At 44.0% G+C, this 24,277-nt stretch carries 26 protein-coding genes; 9 read left to right on the forward strand and 17 right to left on the reverse strand.

Features of this window, described 5'->3' with window-relative positions; all coding sequences use genetic code 11:
• Positions 1-184: 184 nt before the first annotated feature.
• Entirely contained in the window at positions 185-1,168 is a 984-nt protein-coding gene (locus FS818_RS13605; RefSeq protein ID WP_260984638.1) for an ROK family protein, read from the reverse strand.
• 441 nt (positions 1,169-1,609) lie between these two features.
• Positions 1,610-2,062 (reverse strand): hypothetical protein, encoded by a 453-nt coding sequence (locus FS818_RS13610; protein ID WP_145332476.1) that lies wholly within the window; start codon positions 2,060-2,062, stop codon positions 1,610-1,612.
• Between the two features lie 221 nt (positions 2,063-2,283).
• Here FS818_RS13610 and FS818_RS13615 point away from each other — a divergent pair, with 221 nt between their 5' ends.
• The gene (locus FS818_RS13615; protein WP_145332478.1) at positions 2,284-2,484 is read left to right on the forward strand and encodes a hypothetical protein; all 201 of its coding nucleotides are present in this window, start codon (positions 2,284-2,286) and stop codon (positions 2,482-2,484) included.
• Between the two features lie 110 nt (positions 2,485-2,594).
• Here the strand turns inward: FS818_RS13615 and FS818_RS13620 are convergent, their stop codons facing one another.
• Entirely contained in the window at positions 2,595-3,332 is a 738-nt protein-coding gene (locus FS818_RS13620) for a cyclase family protein (protein WP_145332480.1), read from the reverse strand.
• 673 nt (positions 3,333-4,005) lie between these two features.
• On the opposite strand from FS818_RS13620, the gene FS818_RS13625 reads away from it, so the two are divergent.
• The 4 genes from FS818_RS13625 (at position 4,006) to FS818_RS13640 (ending at position 5,502) form a co-directional block, all read left to right on the forward strand.
• The gene (locus FS818_RS13625; protein WP_145332482.1) at positions 4,006-4,416 is read left to right on the forward strand and encodes a sigma-70 family RNA polymerase sigma factor; all 411 of its coding nucleotides are present in this window, start codon (positions 4,006-4,008) and stop codon (positions 4,414-4,416) included.
• Positions 4,406-4,498 (forward strand): YvrJ family protein, encoded by a 93-nt coding sequence (locus FS818_RS29290; RefSeq protein WP_260989848.1) that lies wholly within the window; start codon positions 4,406-4,408, stop codon positions 4,496-4,498. The genes FS818_RS13625 and FS818_RS29290 overlap by 11 nt, the downstream gene beginning before the upstream one ends.
• A 62-nt stretch (positions 4,499-4,560) precedes the next feature.
• Positions 4,561-4,749, forward strand: a complete 189-nt coding sequence (locus FS818_RS29575) for a helix-turn-helix domain-containing protein (RefSeq protein WP_145332484.1) — start codon at positions 4,561-4,563, stop codon at positions 4,747-4,749.
• Between the two features lie 150 nt (positions 4,750-4,899).
• Entirely contained in the window at positions 4,900-5,502 is a 603-nt protein-coding gene (locus FS818_RS13640; protein WP_145332486.1) for a lysozyme, read from the forward strand.
• A gap of 53 nt (positions 5,503-5,555) precedes the next feature.
• On the opposite strand, the gene FS818_RS13645 is transcribed toward FS818_RS13640, so the two are convergent.
• Positions 5,556-6,152, reverse strand: a complete 597-nt coding sequence (locus FS818_RS13645; protein ID WP_145332489.1) for a hypothetical protein — start codon at positions 6,150-6,152, stop codon at positions 5,556-5,558.
• Between the two features lie 536 nt (positions 6,153-6,688).
• Positions 6,689-7,615 (reverse strand): NADP-dependent oxidoreductase, encoded by a 927-nt coding sequence (locus FS818_RS13650; RefSeq protein ID WP_186375492.1) that lies wholly within the window; start codon positions 7,613-7,615, stop codon positions 6,689-6,691.
• A gap of 220 nt (positions 7,616-7,835) precedes the next feature.
• Between FS818_RS13650 and FS818_RS13655 the strand changes: the two genes are divergently transcribed.
• Positions 7,836-8,702, forward strand: a complete 867-nt coding sequence (locus FS818_RS13655; protein WP_397351744.1) for a PhzF family phenazine biosynthesis protein — start codon at positions 7,836-7,838, stop codon at positions 8,700-8,702.
• 63 nt (positions 8,703-8,765) lie between these two features.
• Here FS818_RS13655 and FS818_RS13660 read toward each other — a convergent pair whose 3' ends face one another.
• The 5 genes from FS818_RS13660 to FS818_RS13680 all read right to left on the reverse strand — a co-directional run bounded on the left by FS818_RS13660 (position 8,766) and on the right by FS818_RS13680 (position 12,956).
• A complete protein-coding gene (locus tag FS818_RS13660; RefSeq protein WP_145332493.1) occupies positions 8,766-9,713 on the reverse strand; it encodes an alpha/beta hydrolase in 948 nt (315 codons plus the stop codon).
• A gap of 92 nt (positions 9,714-9,805) precedes the next feature.
• The gene (locus FS818_RS13665; RefSeq protein WP_145332495.1) at positions 9,806-10,522 is read right to left on the reverse strand and encodes an expansin EXLX1 family cellulose-binding protein; all 717 of its coding nucleotides are present in this window, start codon (positions 10,520-10,522) and stop codon (positions 9,806-9,808) included.
• Positions 10,523-10,735: 213 nt separating this feature from the next.
• A complete protein-coding gene (locus tag FS818_RS13670) occupies positions 10,736-11,941 on the reverse strand; it encodes a cation:proton antiporter (protein ID WP_145332497.1) in 1,206 nt (401 codons plus the stop codon).
• Positions 11,942-11,944: 3 nt separating this feature from the next.
• The gene (locus FS818_RS13675; protein ID WP_186331711.1) at positions 11,945-12,451 is read right to left on the reverse strand and encodes a cation:proton antiporter regulatory subunit; all 507 of its coding nucleotides are present in this window, start codon (positions 12,449-12,451) and stop codon (positions 11,945-11,947) included.
• Positions 12,441-12,956, reverse strand: a complete 516-nt coding sequence (locus FS818_RS13680; protein WP_145332501.1) for a GreA/GreB family elongation factor — start codon at positions 12,954-12,956, stop codon at positions 12,441-12,443. Before FS818_RS13680 ends, FS818_RS13675 begins: the two co-directional genes overlap by 11 nt.
• Positions 12,957-13,346: 390 nt before the next feature.
• Between FS818_RS13680 and gdhA the strand changes: the two genes are divergently transcribed.
• Positions 13,347-14,735, forward strand: coding sequence for an NADP-specific glutamate dehydrogenase (gene gdhA / locus FS818_RS13685; protein WP_397351745.1), 1,389 nt, complete (start codon positions 13,347-13,349; stop codon positions 14,733-14,735).
• A 116-nt stretch (positions 14,736-14,851) separates the two neighbouring features.
• Here gdhA and FS818_RS13690 read toward each other — a convergent pair whose 3' ends face one another.
• Complete coding sequence (locus tag FS818_RS13690) at positions 14,852-15,313, reverse strand: GNAT family N-acetyltransferase (RefSeq protein WP_145332503.1); 462 nt, start codon at positions 15,311-15,313, stop codon at positions 14,852-14,854.
• A gap of 227 nt (positions 15,314-15,540) precedes the next feature.
• Here FS818_RS13690 and FS818_RS13695 point away from each other — a divergent pair, with 227 nt between their 5' ends.
• Positions 15,541-16,392: a pentapeptide repeat-containing protein gene (locus FS818_RS13695; protein ID WP_145332505.1), complete on the forward strand. Its 852-nt coding sequence runs from the start codon at positions 15,541-15,543 to the stop codon at positions 16,390-16,392.
• A gap of 83 nt (positions 16,393-16,475) precedes the next feature.
• Here FS818_RS13695 and FS818_RS13700 read toward each other — a convergent pair whose 3' ends face one another.
• The 5 genes from FS818_RS13700 to FS818_RS13720 all read right to left on the reverse strand — a co-directional run bounded on the left by FS818_RS13700 (position 16,476) and on the right by FS818_RS13720 (position 21,204).
• Positions 16,476-17,453 (reverse strand): diaminopimelate dehydrogenase, encoded by a 978-nt coding sequence (locus FS818_RS13700; protein WP_397351746.1) that lies wholly within the window; start codon positions 17,451-17,453, stop codon positions 16,476-16,478.
• A 183-nt stretch (positions 17,454-17,636) separates the two neighbouring features.
• A complete protein-coding gene (locus tag FS818_RS13705) occupies positions 17,637-18,212 on the reverse strand; it encodes a hypothetical protein (RefSeq protein ID WP_145332509.1) in 576 nt (191 codons plus the stop codon).
• A gap of 489 nt (positions 18,213-18,701) precedes the next feature.
• Positions 18,702-19,457, reverse strand: a complete 756-nt coding sequence (locus tag FS818_RS13710) for an exodeoxyribonuclease III (protein ID WP_145332511.1) — start codon at positions 19,455-19,457, stop codon at positions 18,702-18,704.
• A 141-nt stretch (positions 19,458-19,598) separates the two neighbouring features.
• A complete protein-coding gene (locus FS818_RS13715; protein ID WP_145332514.1) occupies positions 19,599-20,156 on the reverse strand; it encodes a GNAT family N-acetyltransferase in 558 nt (185 codons plus the stop codon).
• 184 nt (positions 20,157-20,340) lie between these two features.
• Positions 20,341-21,204, reverse strand: coding sequence for an NAD(P)-dependent oxidoreductase (locus FS818_RS13720; RefSeq protein ID WP_145332516.1), 864 nt, complete (start codon positions 21,202-21,204; stop codon positions 20,341-20,343).
• 126 nt (positions 21,205-21,330) lie between these two features.
• Here FS818_RS13720 and FS818_RS13725 point away from each other — a divergent pair, with 126 nt between their 5' ends.
• Complete coding sequence (locus FS818_RS13725; RefSeq protein WP_145332517.1) at positions 21,331-22,275, forward strand: helix-turn-helix transcriptional regulator; 945 nt, start codon at positions 21,331-21,333, stop codon at positions 22,273-22,275.
• Between the two features lie 63 nt (positions 22,276-22,338).
• On the opposite strand, the gene FS818_RS13730 is transcribed toward FS818_RS13725, so the two are convergent.
• Positions 22,339-24,183, reverse strand: a complete 1,845-nt coding sequence (locus FS818_RS13730; RefSeq protein ID WP_145332519.1) for a glycoside hydrolase — start codon at positions 24,181-24,183, stop codon at positions 22,339-22,341.
• Between the last annotated feature and the right edge of the window lie 94 nt (positions 24,184-24,277).

Consider the following 24,277-nt stretch of genomic DNA (forward strand, 5'->3'; position numbering starts at 1 on the left):
GTGAAAATTCCCAAAATCAACTTTTTAAGAGATGTTTATAAACAATATTTATAAAGTGTGCGGAAAGTTCTCTTTGCCGTAATAGAATCCTATCCCGTGTAACTGGTTCCATGTCAACAAGAAATTTCCGAAGAAATTTGTGGACTCATGTCAGCAAAAAAATCCACAGAACTTGTTCTGCGGATCATAAGACTTCAGATAGTATGGAGGATTTCAAAGCTTGAAGAACCGCACCTCTCAACCCTGCATCAAAGTCATCCTGAAACGAGTTCTGGTATACAATCTCAGGCAGTGTCGGCGTCATATGCTCCTTTACATATTGTTTCCACGCCGCATCGAGCACCTCTGTCTCCACTCGCTCCTGATAGATTACAATCTGATGAGGGGCAATAACAGCATTAACCGTTTGTATAACCCGGCACACATGACCCGTATAGTCCTCGTTGCTCATTTCCTGTTTCCAGTCAGGTGAGTATGGAAGATACTTGATCTCACCGAACATCCCGTTTTTGCCACGGATGATTTGTCCATTCAGCACCATGCCCATACCAGGTGGGTAACGATTTGGAAAATAAATGCCCGCTACATCCTGCCCCTTTGTATGCATATGTTGTGTGTAGTAGCCGCTAACCGCTGCATTGACATCATTCTCGACTATTACAGGTAACTGGAATTCACGTTCAATTTCCCGAATCAGATGGGAATGAATAAGCTCATCATGGCTACTTACCGTGATATCCCCGTCGACAGCCTGACCCGGGATACCTATTCCGATCATATGGATGGAAGGATGTGCCGCAATGAAACGTTCTATAAGTTGCAATACATGCTGTTTATCGAATACAGGTAGCATGTTCTCTTCCTTCAGCACAATCTCATTCTCGAGATTGATTACCGTAGCCGAGATTAACCCCTGACCTTTCATTTCTTTCATGGACAACACCAGCGCAAATCTATAATTGTAATTATATCGGTATGCTTGGGCAGGGCGACCACCGTTCGAGGGAACGATTTGATCTTGAATCAGCTCTCCGCCATCACATAACTCCTGAATTAGAGCGTTAATGGTAACTACACTAAGATTCGTTAATGAGGCAAGCTGCGGTTTCGTCGCGGTTTCCTGTTGTTGCATGACTTCACGCACATTATTCATATTGATGTGTTTCATCATTGTAGCGTTTGCCTTTTTCATAACCCTCTCGTTTCTACTCCGGTTCAACAGACCAAAGCAATCGTATTGATGTTATTACATTCCATATCATAACATTATACATCGCTTTGCACATAATGCTCATTCAAACAGGTCATCTATGGATCGCACAGGCTGCACGTCCATCGACTGTTTGCACAAAACCATGTTTGCGTAAACACCTGCCCAGATGATAATAGCCATGATTACATAAGCCATCTCTCTCAACTCCTTATTTTTGTTTTACTTGTATATGAGTAATTTTTAGACACTTAATGAATAAACTTTATAAAGTGTATTATATAAGTATGCAGACTTGATAAATTATTGTCAACAAAGAACCGCAAGCTTATCGTTGCCATAGGTAATTTATGGCCATTTCCTAACTGGTCCAACATAGACGGATGTATACAGCAACATTTATTTTGCGTATCTCCTTTGTGTTTCTGGCAGCAATGTTACGATCTGGATACCCAGCCCCCAAGCAAAATAGAGCAGATGAATGGGAGTTACGCTTTGGATAAAGTACACTTGTGCAAAGATCCAAACGAGCAGAGCATATCCTGTATACAAGGAAAAAGTCCAAGCCCAGTGACGATCGGAGTAGAGGTTCAGCTTTTCCGCTAACGACCAATGAGACCGTTTCAACAAAGCTATGCAAACCACTATAGGAACAACTCCAAGAACCAGCAACAATATCATTCCAGGAATGAAAAAATGGGAAAAAGGCGAGTTTTCCAGCAATGAAACAGGCATATTCAGCAGGCTCCCCGATGGATCAATCATCAGCATCAATCCTCCGACAATTGCTCCAACCCCCAGCAAGCCATGCATTGTTGCAAGCAGGTATGATTTGTTTGCTGGCTTTGTCATCCTAAATCACTCCCTCGTATCTTATTTGCACATTCATTCACGTATTCTATCGTTCAATCCATATAAGTAGCACTCGCTATACTCATTTTCTCACAAACAAAGAGATAAACCTGTGCTCCTTTTCACTAGCAGGACCATACCAATCCTTATGGAAAAACTTGATAAAAGAACGTATGTTCGGTATAATATTTTTATACACTGAATGAGCGAGGCATAATACGATGGACGACAAATTTATTAAGGAATTACGTAAAATCAGCCGCGACGACAGACGCCGATCCGAGTTCATGATTCAGGGCATGAAGGAAACATTACAGGAACGTAAAGAAGAAGGTTTATTGAAGCGATGGATGCGGCGGCGAAAGACGAAGAAAAACATCTCTGAACGATTTAGCTCGGATTCGTCTTCGAGTCATAAATAGATAATAGATTTCGTAGCAAAAAAAAGGAGGCTACACATGCCTCCCTTGATTCTCTACATATATTTTATAATGTTAAAGTAGCGTACACTTACGTTTTGGTCTATAGAATTTTAAGGCAGGATAGCAAATGAGCGCACCGGAAATCCTGATGCCTTCTCTGCTTTCGGAACGATGTTGAATATGACAGCTCCTTTAGCAGGAACCTGATCCAGATTCGTTAACAATTCGACCTGATATGTATCCTGTGCAAGCACATAATACTCCGCTAACAAGGCACCGTTCTTCTGATAATCGACCGCGGCATCTGTATCAAACGTTTCGTGACCAATCGCTTGAATATTACGTTCTTCGAACAGAAATGTTAACGCGGCAACCGACCAACCCGGTGCGTGGCTGTTCCCATCGGCATCCTTGTTATCAAAGTCTTCATGGTTCGGCCAACGTTTACTCCAATCGGTTCGCAAAGCGACGAAGCTACCTGCTTCAATCTTGCCATGCTCTCTCTCGAATTGGAGGATATGTTCTACTTCCAAAGTAAAATCAGGATTACTCTCTACAGCCGCAGACTGATCGATTACGAAGAGCGGTAACACAAGTTCTTTAAGTCCCAATTCGTCCAAGTAACGTGTATCACGCACAAAATGAATCGGTGCATCCAGATGGGTGCCGTACTGGCCGGGGAACTTGAAGCTTTGAGCGAAGAAACCTTGATCGTGGTTAAACAGGGTGTCAAACTCCGCAGCATCAAAAGCAGAGAAATGTGGCGATGCCGGACCGAAGGTATGGGTCAGATCTACCCACTTCTTTTCTTTCAACAACTGAATGGCTTGAATAAGTTCGTTCGTCATCCGTTTCACCTCATATGCAGAATAGGATAAATTTCCCCTATTATATATCAACGTTGCACATTGGTGAAGAAGCTGAGTTAATTTGTTAGTAGGTACATGCCTTGCCTATCCTAGGAAGCGAATTCTTTACATATTACCAAGGAACCCAACACTGGAATAATCTTTTGATAGTTTTTAATAGACATTGTTTTACCTCCAAAAATTAACATAGAGTTTAGCACTTATCCCGATAAAGAGATAGCGGCGGTGTCAATAAATGCCACATACATATTGCACGTTAGCATCCATTTTTCAGGTTGTTTCTCTGAAGAACTCGGAATAGCCGGTTCATTTCTGCTGTAAAAGTGACCTTCCATACTCTTCCCTCCAATACAAAAAGGCCGCTCACATGAGTGACCTTCTTATTTACGTTATTATAACGATTTAAAATAACTTGCTATAACTTCGTATTTACTTCACATTTTAAAGATGTGTTTACCCACTATTATCGCAAACAACATCCACTTCACTGTTAGAAGGAGTTCTTGCATTTTTTGAGCATACGGAGCCAAGAACTTGTTAACACATATCAAACCCCTTTTTTATTTCGTAAATTTTATTTATTTTGGAAATTTGTTTCTCATTTCTCTTTATAGAGTAGGAATGATCTCTTTAAAAAGAATGGGGGATTATATTGAAAACGGATAATGACTTGAATCGTCGTTTTATCACGTATATGGCCAATCTTATATACTACAACTCTATTAATTATGACAAAAAGAGACGAATGAAAGACAGCCGATTCCAGCTAACTTTAGATACCGATGAGAAGATAGATTCTGCCTTACTTGCAGTTTTTGACTCAGAATCTGTGCCACCAAATTTAAAAGATCACATTGCGGATCACTCGCTTTATCAAGCTTATGAATCCCTCTCAGCACAACAACAACAGATTTTATCTTTTGCTTACGTACTAGGACTAAATGACAAGGAAATAGCCAGAATATTGGGAGTATCCCAGCAAAATGTCTCGAAACACTGCTTAAAAACTCTAAATAAATTGAGCAACTTAATAACGGAAGGGATGAGTTATGATGGAGGGTGACATTGCTGCTATTATTGCTAATTTAGGTTTCCCGATTACAATTACTTTGTTTCTACTTATTCGATTTGAAAAAAATATCTGATCTAAGCGATGCTATTAATGGCTTAAAGAATGAAATACAAAAAAATGTAAAGAGGTGATTTTATGTTGGCCGAACTTTTAGTACAAGCACAGCAACACCATGATCAGGAGGCGACATTACATATTCTAGAATCTTTCACACCAAAGATTAAAGCCTCCTTACGACAAGTACCTAGGGATCATCGAGAGGATCTAAAACAGGAACTCTATGTCAAAATGATTGAGGTCATACAAATTTTTAATATTAGATAAAATTTGGAGAGTGGTTGTAAAAAAAGAAACTCATTTCTCTTTATATAGATGTGAAGGCCAATACGGCATTGCAGAAAACTTGGGAATGGTGTTCTGGCTATGATTCCTCCCTATTGTTCTTCTACCAAACTAATTCAAGGAGTGATTATTATGGCTAATCAATCTTTAGGTAGTGGCGGAGCTGACCTTATCAAATCGCATGAGGGTTTTTCCTTGAAATTCTATGGAGATCCATATGGGTATCCAACAGTTGGATGGGGACATTTGATAACAAAGACTAAAACATATACTAAAAATACAACGGGTAATCCAAATGATTCTCTTCTAACCCAAGCACAAGCAAATGCTCTATCAACTTCTTTGGGGCTGAATTACACTTCTCCAATTTCTCAGTCTCAGGCAAATACATTTTTCACCAATGATACCGCAAGTGCTGTAGCAGCAGTAAATAATTTGACACTTCCTAAAGGCATGTATTTTTCACAATCCCAATTTGATGCACTCGTTTCGCTTGTTTTTAATGGAGGCGCTGGGGTGTTAAACACCAATGATGTAAAAAAACTCCTTGAATATAACCAAGTATATCCATCATTTTATGGCCCGCTTTCAAACGATGAGATTGATCAATGTTCAAAATTAGTCAGCAAAGCATTTTCATATGATCGAAATTTACAAAGACGAAGAAATGAGGAAGCAACTTTATTTTGTAAAGGTCAGTGGTATACTCACAAATATCCTGTATATACACTATAGTTTAACCGTTTTACGATATAAACAAGAATGTCAGCCTTTAAAGCTGACATTCTTTATTTCTCCGAAATTTTTTTAAGCTCAAAAATAGTTGCCTCTGATAACAAGATAAGCCTCTCATTATTAACAACAAAAAAACTTAAACTTACAGGTATACTCATTTTTGTAGAGGGGTTACTTACATCTATAGCTTTTACTACATCATTTTCATTTAAGTCTGGAATATCTATTTTATATGATCTATAAAAGGAATCTTTATTATTGCATGTCGCTGTAATCTCATATACTGGGTTTCTTAGTTCAGTTTGATACTGACTGTAGTTTTTAATTCCTTTTGATGAAAATAAGTCTTTTTTGACAAGGATTTCATCCCCAATAAATTTTTGACCTGTTGGATATTCAGAGGCATCATTAAATGAATTTGCAAATCCTAAAAGCTTCTCAACTTTCCAAGTTCCATAGAAATAAATTTCAGTTTCACTATCCAAACTTGTACGCTCTACAGAACAGTAATCACTATTTTGCTGCGTTGTTACTTGTTTACTGGGAGACTCGCCCGAACCTTGCGTATCGGTTGCAGGCTTAACTGGTCCACCACATCCTGAAAGCAAGATGAAACTCAACACCATCAATACACCGAGTACTTTTTTCAATCCTAAAATCTCCTTTCGTCTACCTAGCAGAAATTATATCAGAGCAAATGAACCTAAAAATGACATAATATTAACATTATTTACGATTAAAGTTAATTTTATGTTTTATGACCGCAATCATCAAAATGCTCAAACAGTACGGATCGTTCATGATGCAGTAGCAATGAAACTTCGCCATTCACACTGTTTCTCAAATTTAGTTTCTTTATCTCGGCATAAGTAAACCTATTTCCCCTTCATCATTTCGTCCTCTTCCATAATCAATTGTTACAAAATCCAATGTCCTATTGAATTTCAAACTATTAGCTGGTTCCTCTTCACTGAAAAATATGTGCTCCCCATGTTGCATTGATTCTTTGTACAAATAATATGGTTTGAAAAATACATATAACCAAACAAAAAAGACAAAAAGCCGCTCTCCTGTTTGGAGAACGGCGATTGAACTATAGGCTGAAGAACGTTAAAGAACGTTAATTCCTCTGATATTTAAACCAACGTCCATCTTCGGCTCACCCGAACATCTCACCCATTCCAGACTAATCCGCAGTAATGACCAGCTTGCCCCGCGTATGATGAGATTCACTTTTTTCATGTGCATCACGTAAACCCTGCTCAGTAAGCGGATACGTTTCATCAATGATCGATTTCAGTTTTCCGGTAGCCGCAAGTTCGGCCAACTGTTCCAGTTGATCTCCTTTCGGCTCCATCATGAACACGTTACCCGTCACGCCAGCGTCCTTCGCCAGTTGCTCATCCGGCATTTCCACAAGAGATACTAGGCGTCCTCCAGCCTTTAACACCTTGAAGCTGTCTCGCTGGATGTCACCGCCCATCGTATCCAGTACGACATCGTAGCCTGAGAGTATCTGCGAGAAATTCTGTTCTTTATAGTTAATGAAATGATCCACACCCAACGAGCGAAGCAGTTCTTCGTTTGCCCCACTCGCCGTGGAAGCTACTTTAGCGCCCAACGATTTGGCAATTTGAATGGCATATGTGCCTACTCCACCCGCACCGGCATGAATGAGCACCTTTTGTCCTTTCCCCAAACGGCCATGATCAACTAATGCCTGCCAAGCTGTCATCGCGGCAAGTGGAATCGCTGCTGCTTCCTCAAAGCTGAGTTGTTCAGGAATGCGGGCTACGATATCTGCATCTACAGCCACATATTCCGCATAGGTTCCGAATTGACGTGGGCGGGCGAATACGCGATCCCCTTCTCTGAAACGAGTCACGTTTGAACCCGTTTCAACCACGGTACCTGCCACGTCACCGCCCAGAATCATCGGCAGCTGATCCGCTGCTTCTTTCAAGTGACCTTGTCTTATTTTGAAGTCAACCGGATTAACAGACGTTGCATGTGTACGGATCAATACCTGATTCACACCACATGCCGGCTTATCTACTTCCTTTTCCTTTAATTGTTCGGGTCCGCCAAATGCTTCAATGACAATTGCTTTCATTAAAGATCCCAGCCTTTCCATTAGATTATCATTATGCGCTCTCCCTTCATTACCCCTTCCCATTGGTCACTTGACCTATTCATTCAAAAATTCATAACAATCCGGGATTCATAATCCAGTTCAACAATCGTGATATAATGTCGATTATCAATTATGCTAAACCTTAATCCATTATTTAATCCAAAAATTGAAAAAGCGAGGTAACCATATGGAGGTTGAAGTGAATACATTACATGCATTTTCGGACAAGGCTCTTGGCGGAAATCCCGCAGGGGTTGTTTTACAAGCAGCGCATTTGTCTGAATCCCAGATGCAGGAGGTTGCCAGACAAGTGGGATTTTCAGAGACTGCGTTTGTTATGCCATCGGATCAGGCTGATTTCAAAGTGCGTTTCTTCACTCCAAGTGACGAAGTCGATCTCTGCGGGCATGCCACGATTGCTTTATTTTATCTAATGAAGACACAGCATCTAGTTGATGTTGGTACATATACACTGGAGACACTAGCCGGAATTCTTAGAGTCGTTATTGAAGTCAATGGAGAAGTCTATCTGTCTCAGACGTTGCCGGAGTTTGGGGAGATTGTCGATCGACAGCAGATTGCCCATTCATTACGTATTTCTACGGAAGAATTGCATTCTGAACTGCCTGTACAGATTGTGTCTACCGGACTACCCGATATCATGATAGCCGTTAAAAATATTGATGTTCTGACCAAAATCGATCCTGACTTCCAGCGTATCACGGAAATAAGCAGGGCTCATCATGCCATAGGTTATCACGTGTTTACACTCGAATCAGATGTTGTGGACGTTCTGGCAGAATGCCGTAATTTTGCACCGCTGTATGATATACCGGAAGAGAGCGCGACGGGCACATCCAATGGTGCCATGCTCTGTTATTTATATATTTACAACCAGCTTACAGCTCCTCATCATCATACGTACACAATTAGACAGGGGTACACTATGAACTGCCCCTCCGAGATCCGAGCCAGATTAACTTTGGACAGCTTTAATAAAATTACTCGGATTCAGGTTGGCGGTAGCGCAATTCATATCAAAAACATTATCATTCACCTCCCTTAAAGGGAGGTGTTATCCGTATAAGGATAGTGAACTATATGTTTTATGCAATATCATATCCTTCATTTATTGAATCTGTTGTAAAAATCGTAGAACCGCTTCTTCCAATTGCCTCAAGCCTGGCTGCTCTATCGGAAAATGGCCTGCTCCCTCCAAAACGACACACTCCTTCTCCACAGCCAGACGATCAAAAAAAGATTGACTGAACTGTAGCGGAGTCATTGGGTCTATCTCAGGATGAACCAGCAAAACCGGGCACTGACTGAATTGATCCGGGCTCACTTCTGGCGTTTTATTCAGGAAAGTTCTTAACAATTCCAGCGGCACAGACGTAGCCGCCGCCTGTGGATCATTCATAATGAGACGGGTCAGGTCCTTGTTGTTCGTAATCAGATCCATTCGAGAAACCCGTTTAACCGAGATTCGTACAGCATCTAATACGCCAGGGAAAAGATCCATCATGCATTTACCCACACGACTGACGAACCGATTCGGAGCAATCTGATCGCGCATATCTCGATCACTCGTATCTACAAATGTTGTTGCGATTAATCCCTTCACATGTTTGTTCCTCACACTGGCATGATAGGCCAACATCCCTCCAATGCTACTACCTAATACAACGAAAGGTTTGCCGTCTTTCTCATACTCTCTCTCCATCAGGGCATCTAACAGCGTGATCCATAACTCATAGTTCATTCGCGTGCCATGCAGTGCGTAGCTTAGACCGTACGGCGGCAGATCAGGTGATATCACTTCGTATCCATGTTGCTGCAACATTCGTGCATAGGGAGCGAGTAACCTGCCATTCCCCCCGGCGCCATGAATAAACAGTATTTTGATAGGTGATTCTGGCACGGGTAAACGGTCAATATGAAGATGGATTCCATGGCTTTCCCACCACTCCTCCTCAGGGAAGGTGTTTTCATCCAACCTGACTTCCTCGGGAAAAAATGACTGATACTGCTTCCAATATAAATGGGTTGTTCTATAAGAAGGCAAGCTTTCTCGCATATGTACGCTCCTTTTTCTATATCAAAAAAGCCGTACGATGTACGACTTTTAGACTCATCTATGATCATACTTATTTTGATGCCACATTTCATTTAATCCGGGAACTGCACGTTACCCGATACGATGTATGCACCGCCTGATCCATCATTCGGCAGAGCCGGAATGGTGTCATACACCACTTTACCACGAATATCAGTGATCCGAATACTTAATTCTTCCTTACCCAATCCCGTGCCAAGGAAATGGTTATAATCTTGCTTTTCCAGATTAAGCCATGAGCCGTTCTTCTGCTTCACTTCAAACTTCAGTACCGGATATTTATGATGACGGACTTGAATCGCTGCCCACCACTGACTGCTGCCTTCCTTGATCCGATAAGATACATTCCCTTCAATCGGCGCTTTAACTACCTTCCAGCTGATATTGATCTTCCCTGCTTGAGGATCTCCAATCTGGTTGAACGCATTCGGTGAGAGATCGAGTGCTCCACTGGCTCCTTCCGGATATAAATCCGTTACATAAACCACGGTTTTTCCTTTGGGCCCTTGTACTTCAAGATAGGCCCCTGCTAAAGCAGCTTTGACACCATTATAATTCAGTTGATAGGGATTGAGTGCGGTAATCTTCATATCTGCTGGAATCGGATCTAGCAATACAGCACCGCCTGAATACCCCGAGCCCGTGTACGTAGCATACCCTTGATATGTATCATTCCAAGCAGCAGATGCAGGTAAAGCAAACAAGACAAGGCCGAGCAGTATGCCTGTGGCAGACCACCTGAAACGCTGAAATCTACTTTTCTTGCTCATTGTGTTATTCCTCCCTATCATTTTGGCTTTGATTCTTAAATATAGATCTTCATTGTCATAGACAAGGAATAACATTATTTTACATAAATTTTAAAATATTTAAATGCCCTTTCAGAAAATCACATCTAAAGTCCTGCTTTATCAAGCATAAAAAAGCGCCGCACTTGAGAGAACATTCATTCTCCCGCAACGTGCGACGCACTTTTCTTACCCTTATCCCGTTTCCTTTCGTTTCTCCCGATTCCGGAATCGTTCAAACCTCGCGTACAGGCGAGGGGATTCTTTGGTCAGAATTGGCCCAAGTACCGCTAGAATCAGCACGTATAATACAGCGAAGGACTGAATGGAAGCCATCAGACCTCCGGCCTTGCCGATGTTAGCCATGATGATCGAGAACTCGCCCCGAGATACCAGTGTAAAGCCGACATTTAACGAAGCCTTATTGGATACTCCAGCCATTTTGCCTGCAATCATACCTGCACCGAAATTACTTAGAATGGTCAGAACAACGGCAATGAGTGTCATCCCTACAGCTCCACCGAGGGAGGATGGCTCAATGGTCAGGCCAAAGCTGAAGAAAAACAGGGCACCAAAAAAGTCTTTGAACGGCATAATCTGCTGCTCAATTCGGCTGACATGTCTGGATTCACCAAGCACAAGACCAATCATTAACGCGCCAATCGCCTCAGCTACATGTAAAGTTTCTGAAAATCCTGCTACGAGGAAGAGCAATGTCATAATCGTAAGCAGGAATAACTCCGAGGACTTAATGTTCAACGCTTTGTCGATATATTTAATACTCTTCCTGCCTATAATCAGGAACAGTACAATAAACAGCAACGCCGATAGAGATACCAGCAACACACTTCCCAATGAAGTTGCTCCGCTGAGCACAAGCCCGGTCAGAATGGAAATATGAATGGCAATAAACAAGTCATCAAACATAATCATGCCCATAATAATTTCTGTCTCCGGATTCGCGGTACGTTTCAAATCCACGAGTACTTTGGCTACAATAGCCGTCGATGAACTGGTCATGATCCCGCATACGACCATCGTTTCCTGAAGTGGCAGATTCATGAACCAGCCGAGCAACAGGCCTGAGACAAAATTGAGCCCGACATAAAATATGCCACCGGTAAGGATGGCTTTCCCCGATTTTAATAACCGTGAGACCGAGAATTCCAATCCCAGATAAAACAATAAAAATAAAATGCCCAGCCTGCCCATAAATTCAATAAAAGACGAGCTTTCGATAAATCGTAAATCCACAATGCCAAACTGTGGTGCATGCGGTCCAACGGCCATACCGACCAGAATGTAAAATGGAATAACCGAAAATCGTAGTCGTGCAGATATTAATCCCGTAAGTGTAATCAGCGCAATGGCAACCCCCACTTCAAATATGAGCATATCCATACGCTACATCCGCCCATCGGTCAACCATTGTTTGAGCTGCTTAAGCTGGTCACGTTCACCGGCAACAACAATTGTCGCCCCACTCGTGAACACATACTCTGGCCCAGGGTTGAATTGTTTCTGTTTCTCTTTGTCAACCGTCGCCAGGATCGCCACACCGGTAACCTGACGGATGTTCATCTCTCCAATCGTCTTACCGATGCAAGCCGCATGGGGTTCGATGCGCAACCACTCAATCAGCAACCCTTCCAGCATAACTTCCCGTTCGTTCTGGAACTGAGGTTTATACGTCATGCCACCGACTATAGCTGCTACGGCTCTTGCCTCATCATCGTCAAGGGTCACAAGAGAGACCATATCTCCGAGATCTTCCGCTTGATCTCCAGATTCCATATGGAACAAATCACGCCGCTCATCATTATGAACCACGATGACAAGATGCTCCCCGCTGCGAGTATGCAACCAATATTTACGTCCAATGCCTGGGAGATCCGTTTCTTTAAAGTGCATGATTCGTACCTCCCTGAGTCAAGCCTTCCAGCGGATTTTGTTTCGCCTCATCAGCCTGCACCAGCTCTGAGCTTTGTTCAAAAGCCCATTGAATGTCCGCTATACGAATCCTCATGGAACCCGAAGGCGTAGAGATGGCTCGCAGTTCTCCTTTTTCCCCAAGCAGCAGTTGACGTCCCACAGGAGAAAGGAATGAAATCAGCCCTTCGTCCGGGTCTGCTTCCTCTGGCATAACAATCGTTAACTTATCCGACGTATGAAAATCAGCATATTCAAGTTCAATCTGACTACCAATCAGCACAACGGAACTTAACAGCTCATCCGGTCCAGCAAGTAATTGCTCTACTCGGTCTGTATAGGCTGTCAATTGTTTGTCGAGCTGTACACGCTCAGGATTGCGCACGTCAAAATAAGCGTCAAGAAAAGTTCTTTTCTCTTCGCCCAAAATCAACAGCTGACTCACCAGCATTTCTCTGCAATTGTCAAGTGGAGTCCTACGGTTCATAGTAGATCTCACCTCCTATGCACGCCTTGTTCTCCACGTTGATTCGCTTGTTGTTACCCATCATCATCTTGTTGTCCTCCTTCTTATAATAAAAGGGCCCGAATTACGAGCCCCTCTTACCATCTTACCAAAATGAAATTATTAATCCAATCTATTCCGCTAACTTGGGTTTTAATTCTATACTTTGGGTATATTATCCAACATTTCACGATTTTCTTTACATATGATGATAGATCTATAGAACATTTTAATAACCTCATAAAAAACATTTTATGGATTTTTGTCTCGTATTTTCATTTCCTTTCCTGTATATTTAACTACAAACTTTTATGCAAATTGTACAAATAGGTATCTACAGACTTTAACACGATAAAGGAGTGCATTGAAAAAGTGTCCACGATTACTAAAGAAAGTTCAACGTCATCCCAAGTTACTACTGCCGCAGCATATGTTCATTCCGTCTATGAATCCGTTATCGCGAGAAACCCGAACGAGAATGAATTCCATCAGGCTGTCAAAGAAATCCTGGATTCACTGATCCCTGTTATCGAAGCACATCCCAAATACAGAAACCACAGTCTGCTAGAGCAACTTGTTGAGCCGGAACGGGTCATTACTTTCCGTGTGCCTTGGGTCGATGATCAAGGCAAAGTTCAAGTCAATCGCGGTTTCCGTGTACAATTCAACAGTGCGATTGGCCCATACAAAGGTGGACTGCGTTTCCACCCATCCGTCTACTCGGGCATTATCAAGTTTCTGGGCTTTGAACAAATTTTCAAGAATGCACTGACTGGCCTGCCAATCGGTGGCGGTAAAGGCGGTTCTGACTTTGATCCAAAAGGAAAATCGGATCAGGAAGTGATGCGTTTCACGCAAAGTTTCATGACAGAACTGTACAAATACATCGGTCCGGACGCAGATGTACCTGCGGGTGATATTGGTGTAGGCGCGCGGGAGATCGGTTACATGTTTGGTCAGTACAAACGGATTCGCGGCGGGCATGAAGCAGGTGTACTAACAGGCAAAGGCTTGTTATACGGCGGAAGTCTTGCACGCAAAGAAGCAACGGGTTATGGCTGCGTATACTTCGTTAATGAAATGCTTGCTTCCAAAGGGCTTAGCTTCAAGGACAGCACCGTTGTTGTTTCCGGTTCCGGCAATGTATCCATCTATGCCATCGAGAAAGCGCAGGAGCTTGGTGCTCGCGTTGTGGCATGTAGCGACTCCGGCGGTTACATACATGATCCACAAGGCATTAACCTGGATACGGTAAAACGCCTGAAAGAAGTTGAGCGTCTGCGGATCAGCGAATACGTCAAAGAACACCCACATGCGACGTATACCGAAGGTTTTGAGGGGATCTGGTCTATCCCGTGTGATATCGCTCTTCCGTGTGCAACACAGAATGAGATCGACGAGCAAGCTGCGACCCTTCTGGTTCAAGGTGGCGTTAAGGCAATTGGTGAAGGCGCAAATATGCCGTCCACGCTGGCTGCTATTGATGTATTCCTTGGTGCTAACGTGCTGTTTGGCCCTGCAAAAGCTGCGAACGCCGGCGGTGTAGCCGTGTCCGCTCTTGAAATGTCACAGAACAGCATGCGGTTGTCCTGGACATTTGAAGAAGTTGATGCCAAACTGCATGACATTATGAAAAACATTTATAAGAGCTGTGTAGAAGCGGCTGAAGAATACGGCTGCGAAGGCAACTTGCTTGCTGGAGCAAACATTGCCGGTTTCCTCAAAGTAGCGGATTCCATGATCGCTCAAGGCGTCGTATAATTCCTTTTTTGCCGCATTCTTCAATGATTCATACCAAAAGAAGCCTTATCTTCTCATGCCATGACCGTCTAGCGGCCTTGGAGAGAAGAGGCTTCTTTTTTTATCGTGCAATATACTCAACTATTGGAGGTCCCGATCCCTTGATAATCTCTAGACATGAACACATCTACTTCATCTTCATCATCCACCGTAAAGCCAAACCGTTCGTATAAACGCCTAGCCGGACTTCCTTGCAACACGTTTAACGTCACACGTCTGCCCTTGACTGATTCCTGTTCAAACAACATGTTAAGCACCTTTGTGCCCAGTTTCCTGCTCTGATAATCCGGATCAATGTAGAAGTGCTCCAGCAATAACTCTCCATTTCCCGGTTTTAATGACACACATCCAATTAATCTACCTTCCAGTTCCAACACTTGTGTATGTTCCGGCTGGAACGTATTTCGGAAACGCTCTCTCACCCGAATCTCATCATAGCGCCCCAAGCGTGTCAAATCATCATACAGCACCAAGGCTCGTAAATTGGCTAGTTGCTCCCGATCTTCCTGGGTAGCCTGACGTATCTTGAATTCATCCATCTTCTGCTACCTCCATTCGTGGTCTCCCCCTACTTGCTCTTGCTTTATAAAGTTCATTTCATATTTTAACATAAAGCACTTCTTTGCATGTCTTTTGAACCGGTCGTAATAGATGGCATCTATTTCATTGAAGTGCTTTCCTCATAATGGTAAAGTGAAAAAATGATATGGTTTTATCGGTATCGATGTGATCAATTTGTTCTTACTAGGATAAGGAAGTGTGTATTTTGTTTAACCAACCTCTATACCAAAATGAACATCCTCATCTGCAAGCAAACTGCGAGCAGTGTTACGGATTATGTTGTGTGGCCTTGCCTTATGGCAAATCCTCCGACTTTGCTTTTGACAAGTCCAGCGGTACACCTTGCCCCAATCTGCGGGAGGACTACCGATGTGGTATTCACACCCAGCTTCGACAGAAGGGCTTCAAAGGTTGCACCGTGTATGACTGTTTTGGTGCAGGTCAGAAGCTGTCACAAGTGACGTATGCGGACAGAAGCTGGCATACCCATCCCGAAACGGCCCGTGAAATGTATGATTGCCTGCCTGTACTGCGTCAAATTCATGAGCTGATCAGTTATATGAGAGAGGTTATGATGCGGCCCGATACGTCTTCGCTACATGCCTCACTGGAGAAAGCCTATCCTGACGTAGCGCGTCTGAGTGATCTGGAACCAGCTGCAATGCTGCAACTGGATATCACAAGCCATCGCGCAAACGTGAATACCCTGCTCATTCAGGCTAGTGAGATCGTACGTAGCAGTTCTCCAGCAACAACGAAAGCAAAAGGAAAGCCCAAAAGCAATAAACGCAATGGCATGGATTTTCTGGGGGCTAATCTGCAAGGAGCAGACCTCCGAGGTGCAAGCTTCCGGGGCGCGCTTATGATTGCAGCGAACCTGCGCAACGCCGATGTACGAAACGCCGATTGGATTGGTGCAGATTTGCGGGATACAGACCTTGGGGGAGCCGATCTACGCGGCGGAATTTTCCTGACACAGTCTCAGCTGAACGCTGCTATGGGAAGTGCGGATACCTTGTTGCCTGACCATTTGAGTAAACCCTCCCATTGGCGCTAAAAAAAGGGCACAATGAACAATAGCTAGCCCTTCCACCGAAGGACTAGCTATTGTTCTAAGACTATTTACCGAACTAACTAAGATTACAGCAGATCACGACGGAGATCCGCAGCGGATTTTGGAGAAAGGTGACCCAGCGGGATATCAAATACCGTCTTCGCGCCTTTGTGTCCTTCCTTGCTCAAACGCTGTGCCGCACGTGCATATGCCACAAGTACACTTGCGGTGAACTCGGGATTGCTGTCGAGCTTCAGACCAAATTCGATAATTTGTTTTTGTCCGTTACCTGTAATTCCACTGCGAATAACGAAGCCACCATGTGGCATACCTGCATGCTCGGCTTTCAGTTCTTCTTCACTAATGAAGGTAACTGTCGTATCGTAATCCGAGAAATAGTTCGGCATATTCACAATCGTTTCACGAATCTCATCCTGGTTCGCACCTTCTTCCGCCACCACGTAACACTGACGCAGATGCTTCTCACGTGTGGACAATTCTGGTGTTTCACCTGAACGAATGCTGTTAATCACTTCTTCTACAGGAACCGTATATTGCACACCCGCTTTTACGCCAGGTACACGACGAATGGCATCGGAGTGACCCTGACTAACCCCTTTGCCCCAAAATGTATACTCTTTCCCTTCCGGGAGAATAGATTGTGCCAGCAGACGATTCATCGAGAACAAGCCTGGGTCCCAGCCTGTTGAGATCACGCTTACATGTCCGCCTTGCTCAGCCGCCGCATTCACAGCTTCAAAGAACTCCGGAATCTTTGCGTGGGTGTCAAAGCTATCTACCGTGTTAAACAGCTTGGCGATCACAGGTGTCTGTTCCGGCAAATCCGTCGCAGAACCCCCGCACAAGATCATGACATCGATTTTGCCTATGTACTGCTCAGCCGCAGAGATATGCTCAAAGCGAACTTCTGTACCCTCAGCCACCATTTGCTCCGGATTACGACGCGTAAATACAGCAACCAGCTCTAGATCATCATTCTGGCTTATTGCTTTTTCGACACCTTTACCCAAGTTACCGTAACCTACGATACCAACTTTAATCATGTTAATCCTCTCCCTGTCTGAATCTTTTGTCTATAAGTCTATCTAAGGATATAACATAACATGTAACTTGTCAGGTTTCCAGATGTAAATCAAAAATACCTTGCAGAGGGACAGCTTTAACGCTGTACCACCACAAGGTATGGCTAAATAAACAATTTCATGAATAAAGATTCTATTTTGATTTTACGACTCAGACCAGGTTAACGTGAGTTCAACGACACCTTCCTGACTTGCCAGTGCTCCACCGATCATAGACCATTCCTGCTTCGTATCCGGGTCAGTCCCTTGAATAACAATATTTTTTTCATCAATCAGCTGTCCGGAGTCTGTCAGTTTCTTCTCTGTAAAATAATCCTTGTACAGCTTCGATACCGTCTTCATATCCTGTTCCGTAGTAAAAATCATCATTGCCGACTTCTTCCCTTCATTCTCTCCGGATGTCGCTGTCGTAATTTTTGCATCGTCCGGTAACGGGAAATCTTTAGGCAAGTATTCCGGCATGCCTTCCACCGCACTACTTTCACTTTTACTTGCGGATGATTCCGAAGTTGCCGGCGTGGATGCAGCTTCTGTATCTGTACCTGTCGCTGCTTCGCTTGTGTTTTCCGTGACAGCTGGCTCAGCGGTTCCAGATGTTGCCTCACTATTTACCTTCTCAGATTCACCTTTGGGTTCGTCAGCAGTACTGCTGCACGCACTTAATGCCACCATCATAGCCAGCGCTGCGCAGGCCAGTAAAACTTTTTTCTTCTTCGCCATCAAAATCACTCCTTCTGGTTGTTTGATGTTGTGATTCTTCGAAAACATACTCGTACATCAGAAGTACGCTTCTGTATGCAACTTGCACATCCCTCCTTCGTTTAGTCGAACTCCCGTGTCTGCTGAATAACAGGCACAGCGGCTACGGTATGTCAATCCAGATGACTGACAACGATAACACCGTCAGGGATAACAGACAGCTTATTGCAAGTATGGATAGGAATCGGGTGATGACTTTGAACTTTTTCATACATCCTTCCTCCTTCTGTATCCATAAATCATCAACTTATAATATATGTATGCTTCAATCGTACCCAAGAAATGGCGGGATTGAAACAATCCGGAGTCCAGTCCTTTCCCCAACCAAAGTCCAGTTCCTTTCCCCTACCTCTTAGACGCAACATGATGTAAAAAAAACCGCCTGCATCCCCTTTTTCGGGATACAACCGGTTGTCAGGTTCTGCTTACTTACTTGCTAAGTGTGTGTTCTCACAGCTTCAGCATAACGCCTACCGGGCAATGATCACTGCCCATAACATGACAGTCGATATAAGCTTCGGCTATACTTGGTGCAAGCTGATCGGATACAATAAAATAATCAATGCGCCATCCTACGTTCCGCTCTCTGACCTTTGGCATATACGACCACCAGCTGTACACATCGGTTTGATCTGGATGCAAATGACGGAAACTGTCCACATATCCTGATGCAAGCAGGTCGGTCATCTTGGCGCGCTCCTCATCCGTAAATCCGGAGTTACCCATATTCGGTTTCGGATTCTTCAAGTCAATCTCTTGGTGAGCCACGTTCAGATCCCCACAGATGATTACGGGTTTCGTCTGCTCCAGTTGCAGGACATAGGACCGGAAGCGCTCTTCCCACTCCAAACGGTAAGGCAGCCGGGTCAAATCACGTTTGGCATTAGGTGTGTAGACATTAATCAGATAAAAGGCATCGTACTCCAGCGTAATCATTCGGCCTTCCGGCTCGCTGTCCTCTTCCATACCATAGAACACAGACAATGGCTTGATGCGGCTGAATACAGCCGTACCGGAGTATCCTTTTTTGATCGCATAGTTCCAGTACTGATAGACGTCTTCGCCCAAATCCATCTCGATCTGTCCAGCCTGTAATTTGGTTTCCTGAAGACAGAAAATATCGGCCTCGCTTTGTTGATAATAATCCATAAATCCTTTATTCACACAGGCTCGAAGTCCATTCACATTCCAGGACACCAGCTTCATATTCTCATCTCCTCACATCTCTCCAATATAACATGAGCCTAATTCACGGAACAAGACATCACATGTTGGGCATGACGAATGGGATGGGGAGTTGAATCTGTAAATGAATATGGGGATGAACACGGAAATGGAAGACAGAAGCTAGTTGTCACTCTGCAGCTTCGAGAAAACAGCGAGATCAACGTATCTGCCCTTCTCAAACTCATGCTGCCGCAACAGACCTTCCTGCTGGAATCCCAGCTTATGCAGTAGACGAATGGATGCCTCATTCCCCGGGTCCACCTTCGCTTCAATTTTGTTCAGCTGCATCTGGTTGAATCCAAATTCCAGGACAGCACGAGCAACCTCAGTCATTACACCTTTGCCCCAGCACGATGAGAGCAGATCATAACCGATCTCTGCGCGATGATGTTGCTCTTCATACCCCAGATATCCGCACGTTCCAATAACTCGATGAGACTGCTTATCTTCAATCATCCAGCGTAGACCCGTTTGTTCCTTGAAAATCTTCTTATACCAGCTCATCTCATCCAGTGCATCCTGTTCGGATTCAAAGGGATCAAGAGGCATATATTCGACGACGGTTTCATCTGAGTACAGTTCCAGCAGATCCCTACTGTCATTCTCTGTTGCTACACGTAGCACAAATCTCTCGGTATCCAATTGCGGAAACGTGTCAAATGTAAATAATGTATTCATACGTATTCTCCTTTCATGCGGAATCTCTACCATTTATGTATGTTATAGTCCCTGTATTATTTTACTACGTCAACTAGACGTAACCAAGTCATATAATAGAATGATCACCATGAGTTAAGAGGAGTGAAAAAGACCATCCCCTAACTAATCGGGAATGGCCGCGAGTGATTTATAACTTGAGTTGTTATCGTATCGTTTTCACAAGTGATGCTATGTCTTGTTCGCCATAACCAGCATCTATCGCTTTCCGAAACATGTTTTGCAAGAATAACGGAAACTCGTTATTCATGTTCTTCTCACGCGCCTGTTCCATGAGCAGCCCCACGGTTACCATGGACATTTGAAGAGAACTTTGTGGATTTTCGTATTTGGAATGTTGAATGACCTCACCTTCGTATTGAAGAATGGAGCCAACCATAGGCGAGACTCCGGCAATCATAGAACCAAAATCATCAATACGCAAACCATCGGACTCCAGAATCCGCGATGCGTGGAAGAATCCAAGATATGACCCAAACAGGTAAGACAGGAATGCCAGGTCGATTGAAGCAGCCGCACTAACCTGTTCTCCGTAATAAGGAACATGACCTGCTAATGCACCGAGAACCGGCTTTACTATATCAAAAGCCTCCGTCGATCCGGAAGTAAAAATGGTCGCATGAGCTCCTCCGATCTGGGGAGGGGCAGCCGCTATTGCTCCATCTATATATGAAGCACCATGGGTGTTCGCCCAGATTTCCTGCTTTTGAGCCTGTTCAGGGCTTCCTGTAGTAAGTTGAATGAGCACTCGCCCCGACAAGGCCGCATGCACGCCTTCTACATCAAGTACTTCATATGAAGTCTTGTAATCAGACACACAGATAATGGATATTTGACTAGCGCGAATCGCTTCAGCTACCGTAGATGTGAGTACTGCTCCTTTTTCAACGATGGAATCTGCCTTTGTAGCTGTGCGATTCCATACGGTCACCTGATATCCCTTTTCCAGTAATGTTTGAGCAATAGCTCCCCCCATCGCTCCTAAACCAATAACCGTTACTTCATTCATTATTATTCCTCCCAAAGATTCTATATCACGAATCGAAGGCAACTCGTCTTGACTTCGAAATTAAGCATAATAGATAATAGTGACAAGTAATGGCATGATTATAAATTTATTTTAGGGAGCAAATACATGCACAAAGCACAAAGGCTTGTTCAGTTAATCATGTTAGTGAATGAACGCAGAACGTTTACCGTACAAGAACTGGCTGATGAATGCGGAGTATCACGTCGAACCATGATTCGAGATTTGGCGGAATTAAGCGAACTGGGCATCCCCCTTTATTCCGAAGTTGGTCCTCATGGCGGTTATCGTGTTTTACGTGAAAAGGTGCTCCCGCCAATCAGTTTTTCCGAGCATGAAGCTATGGCTTTGTTTTTTGCCGCTCAATCGTTACAGAACTATAAATCTCTACCTTTTAACAATGAAGTACAAAGTGCGTTACGCAAGTTTTTCCATTATTTATCCAGTGACCTCAAACATAAAATTGAACGCATGCAACAAAGACTCACTTTCTGGGTACCACCGCATGAACTCGATGTTCCCTACTTGAAGGAACTATTGGAGGCGGCATTGGAACAGAAAATCGTACAAATCCAGTATCAAGCGAACGAAACACGGAATCGACTAATTCAACCTCTTGGTTTGTATACAATGAATGGTTTATGGTATTGTCAGGCCTACTGTTTTCGCGCAGCAGATTATCGTGTATTTCGTGTTGATCGAATTAGCGGACTGCAATGTGAAGTGGATCAAAGCCAAAAAGTCGACCTGAACGAAGCGAATATTCAAGATTGGATCATACGCGAGGATCTGGAAGCACCATTGGAGCTTAAAGTCTCCCTGTCGCCAGAAGGCGTGCGAAGATGTCAATCGGATGTGTGGTTATCACAATTTGTGAAAATCAACGAGGACGGCTCAGGAACAATTCATGCTCATATGGGTACAAGCTACACCCCTTGGGTGGTCAGTTTCTTTCTTGGCTTGGGGATAGATGCCCATGTGACGCATCCCCCTCAGGTCCGTGATCAAATTCGCTCCAAGTTAAAAGAGATGGCTACACAATATGGTGAATGAAAAACAGCCTGCTATAAGCAAGCTGTTCCTCGTTCATCATGCTGCTACCGAAGAGATCATACTCTAGTTCACCTTTACCAGACTCCATTGTTGATTGGCTCCACCGTTATCCTCCCATTGAATCGTAGAAGCCCCTGCACTCATCGATCCTTGGTTGATATCAACGGTCAGGCCGCTGTTACGATTCGCCAAAACGACATATCCGCCTACATCAATCGGCAGCCACTGCTGGTTATAACCTCCGTTCGCCTGCCACTGAATCAGCGATGCTCCGCCCTGTGTGGAACCGGAATTGACATCAAGCAACAATCCGCTGCCAACGTTCCGAATGTTGTAATATCCGTTGCCTGCCGGCTCCAGCTTCCATTGCTGATTGGCTGCTCCGTTATCACTCCACTGAATAATCGTCGCTCCGCCAGCGGATGAAGCACCATTCACATCCAGTACAAGGCCGCTGTTACGGTTAACAAGCTTGTAAATAGCCCCTGCTTCATATCCTGTGCTACCACTGTAGGCTGCGCCAGAGATCACATAAGTGGTTACCGAATTCGCTTTAGCCGTCGTTGTAAACTTTTTGTTTTGAACTGGTATGTTCGTAAACTGTTGTAATTTCTCCGTTGCCGAAGTGCGGTACACTTGTACGGACGAGCCTACGCTTGAGAAGCGACTCAAATCATAGGTTACCGAAGTATCGGTGGATTCCGAGTTTGTCGTAACCAGTACCACTTTGCCGGATGCCGCATCATACGCAGCAAGCGTATTCGCATCACTCATGCCGATGATTTTATAACCCGGACGGATAAATTTGCTGTAATTCCCCATAACATAGTATTTCTGATTAACCGTATAACTGGTCGTTTTTGTGTTGTTCAGCACGTTTTTGAAAAATCCCCAGCCTTCCGCACTATCTACGGCCTGCCAGTACACCCAAGCCGTAGCACCCATGTTACGCATATCCTTCAGAATGATACGTGACATGGTAAGACCACTTGCATCCCCATCTCCGTATTCGGATGTCCATAGATGTTTGCCTGCAGATGCTGCCGTATTACGCATAGCCGTTCGGTTGTTGCCATTATACGTATGTGTGTTAATCTGGCTGATCGCTGACTGGACGGCATTGCTGTAGCTTTTATAGGAGGTGTTGGTATCATCCAGATTGTTTTCTTCCGGTGCACTCAGCTTGGTGGTAAGTCCTTTGGCAATCAAAGAAGCCTGAACCTGACTTAGAATCGTATTCTGCTCAGCAAGGCCGAAGTGCATGCCCTCCTGATCATTCCCTTGCTTCCACCAGTTCGAGATCGGTTCATTCAGTGGGGTTACCGTATCGAATGTAATGCCCCAATGATCCCGGAAATGCTTCACAACCTCCGTCAAATAATCAGCAAAATCATCATAATAATCCGGCTTGAGGTTATTACCGCCATTCGGCGCACCCGAGACACCGCCACTGATCGTCATCCAGTAAGGTGCCGAGTTAGCAAAAGCTTCAATGATGTTGACTCCCTGTGCCTTGGCAGCTTGCAGCATGTAACGCTGATTTGCGTCGGCAGTCCAATCGTACACACCTGGAGAAGGTTGAAAACCAGGAACCGCTTTGCGGTATTCAAGGACATTGGATGAAGGGGCATCCCCGCCTCCGATGTTATATCTCAGAATGTTCATGCCAATTCCTGTCGCAGGATTAAACATTTTCTCCACATATTCATCCCGATTTGAATATTCACCAACGACCTTGCCCCACCAAGCCAGCGATGTTCCCCAACCTTCCACCGTCTGATATTGTTTCGATGGATCAGCCACAGCCGTATAAGCTCCAGCAGCCGATACTTCGGACCCTGAACCCAAGCTTCCAACCAGCAGTGTTCCACTTAATAGCACCGCACTCATTCGTTTCAACCACTTCATTTACTTCACTCCTTAGACATTTTAGATAAGCTATTTGGATCAAAACGTTCGGGTACAATCAAATGCGATTTAAATCGAATTTGTCTGCTGAGTT

This window comes from Paenibacillus xylanexedens (genome assembly GCF_007680605.1).
GTDB lineage: Bacteria > Bacillota > Bacilli > Paenibacillales > Paenibacillaceae > Paenibacillus > Paenibacillus xylanexedens_B.

What these genes read in the sequence shown, in the direction of transcription:
- FS818_RS13605 (WP_260984638.1), bottom strand. Translation starts at nt 1,168, where the DNA reads ATGAAACACATCAATATGAATAATGTGCGTGAAGTCATGCAACAACAG.
- FS818_RS13610 (WP_145332476.1), bottom strand. Translation starts at nt 2,062, where the DNA reads ATGACAAAGCCAGCAAACAAATCATACCTGCTTGCAACAATGCATGGC.
- FS818_RS13615 (WP_145332478.1), top strand. Translation starts at nt 2,284, where the DNA reads ATGGACGACAAATTTATTAAGGAATTACGTAAAATCAGCCGCGACGAC.
- FS818_RS13620 (WP_145332480.1), bottom strand. Translation starts at nt 3,332, where the DNA reads ATGACGAACGAACTTATTCAAGCCATTCAGTTGTTGAAAGAAAAGAAG.
- FS818_RS29290 (WP_260989848.1), top strand. Translation starts at nt 4,406, where the DNA reads ATGGAGGGTGACATTGCTGCTATTATTGCTAATTTAGGTTTCCCGATT.
- FS818_RS29575 (WP_145332484.1), top strand. Translation starts at nt 4,561, where the DNA reads ATGTTGGCCGAACTTTTAGTACAAGCACAGCAACACCATGATCAGGAG.
- FS818_RS13640 (WP_145332486.1), top strand. Translation starts at nt 4,900, where the DNA reads ATGGCTAATCAATCTTTAGGTAGTGGCGGAGCTGACCTTATCAAATCG.
- FS818_RS13650 (WP_186375492.1), bottom strand. Translation starts at nt 7,615, where the DNA reads ATGAAAGCAATTGTCATTGAAGCATTTGGCGGACCCGAACAATTAAAG.
- FS818_RS13660 (WP_145332493.1), bottom strand. Translation starts at nt 9,713, where the DNA reads ATGCGAGAAAGCTTGCCTTCTTATAGAACAACCCATTTATATTGGAAG.
- FS818_RS13665 (WP_145332495.1), bottom strand. Translation starts at nt 10,522, where the DNA reads ATGAGCAAGAAAAGTAGATTTCAGCGTTTCAGGTGGTCTGCCACAGGC.
- FS818_RS13670 (WP_145332497.1), bottom strand. Translation starts at nt 11,941, where the DNA reads ATGGATATGCTCATATTTGAAGTGGGGGTTGCCATTGCGCTGATTACA.
- FS818_RS13675 (WP_186331711.1), bottom strand. Translation starts at nt 12,451, where the DNA reads ATGCACTTTAAAGAAACGGATCTCCCAGGCATTGGACGTAAATATTGG.
- FS818_RS13680 (WP_145332501.1), bottom strand. Translation starts at nt 12,956, where the DNA reads ATGAACCGTAGGACTCCACTTGACAATTGCAGAGAAATGCTGGTGAGT.
- FS818_RS13690 (WP_145332503.1), bottom strand. Translation starts at nt 15,313, where the DNA reads ATGGATGAATTCAAGATACGTCAGGCTACCCAGGAAGATCGGGAGCAA.
- FS818_RS13700 (WP_397351746.1), bottom strand. Translation starts at nt 17,453, where the DNA reads ATGATTAAAGTTGGTATCGTAGGTTACGGTAACTTGGGTAAAGGTGTC.
- FS818_RS13705 (WP_145332509.1), bottom strand. Translation starts at nt 18,212, where the DNA reads ATGGCGAAGAAGAAAAAAGTTTTACTGGCCTGCGCAGCGCTGGCTATG.
- FS818_RS13710 (WP_145332511.1), bottom strand. Translation starts at nt 19,457, where the DNA reads ATGAAGCTGGTGTCCTGGAATGTGAATGGACTTCGAGCCTGTGTGAAT.
- FS818_RS13715 (WP_145332514.1), bottom strand. Translation starts at nt 20,156, where the DNA reads ATGAATACATTATTTACATTTGACACGTTTCCGCAATTGGATACCGAG.
- FS818_RS13720 (WP_145332516.1), bottom strand. Translation starts at nt 21,204, where the DNA reads ATGAATGAAGTAACGGTTATTGGTTTAGGAGCGATGGGGGGAGCTATT.
- FS818_RS13725 (WP_145332517.1), top strand. Translation starts at nt 21,331, where the DNA reads ATGCACAAAGCACAAAGGCTTGTTCAGTTAATCATGTTAGTGAATGAA.
- FS818_RS13730 (WP_145332519.1), bottom strand. Translation starts at nt 24,183, where the DNA reads ATGAAGTGGTTGAAACGAATGAGTGCGGTGCTATTAAGTGGAACACTG.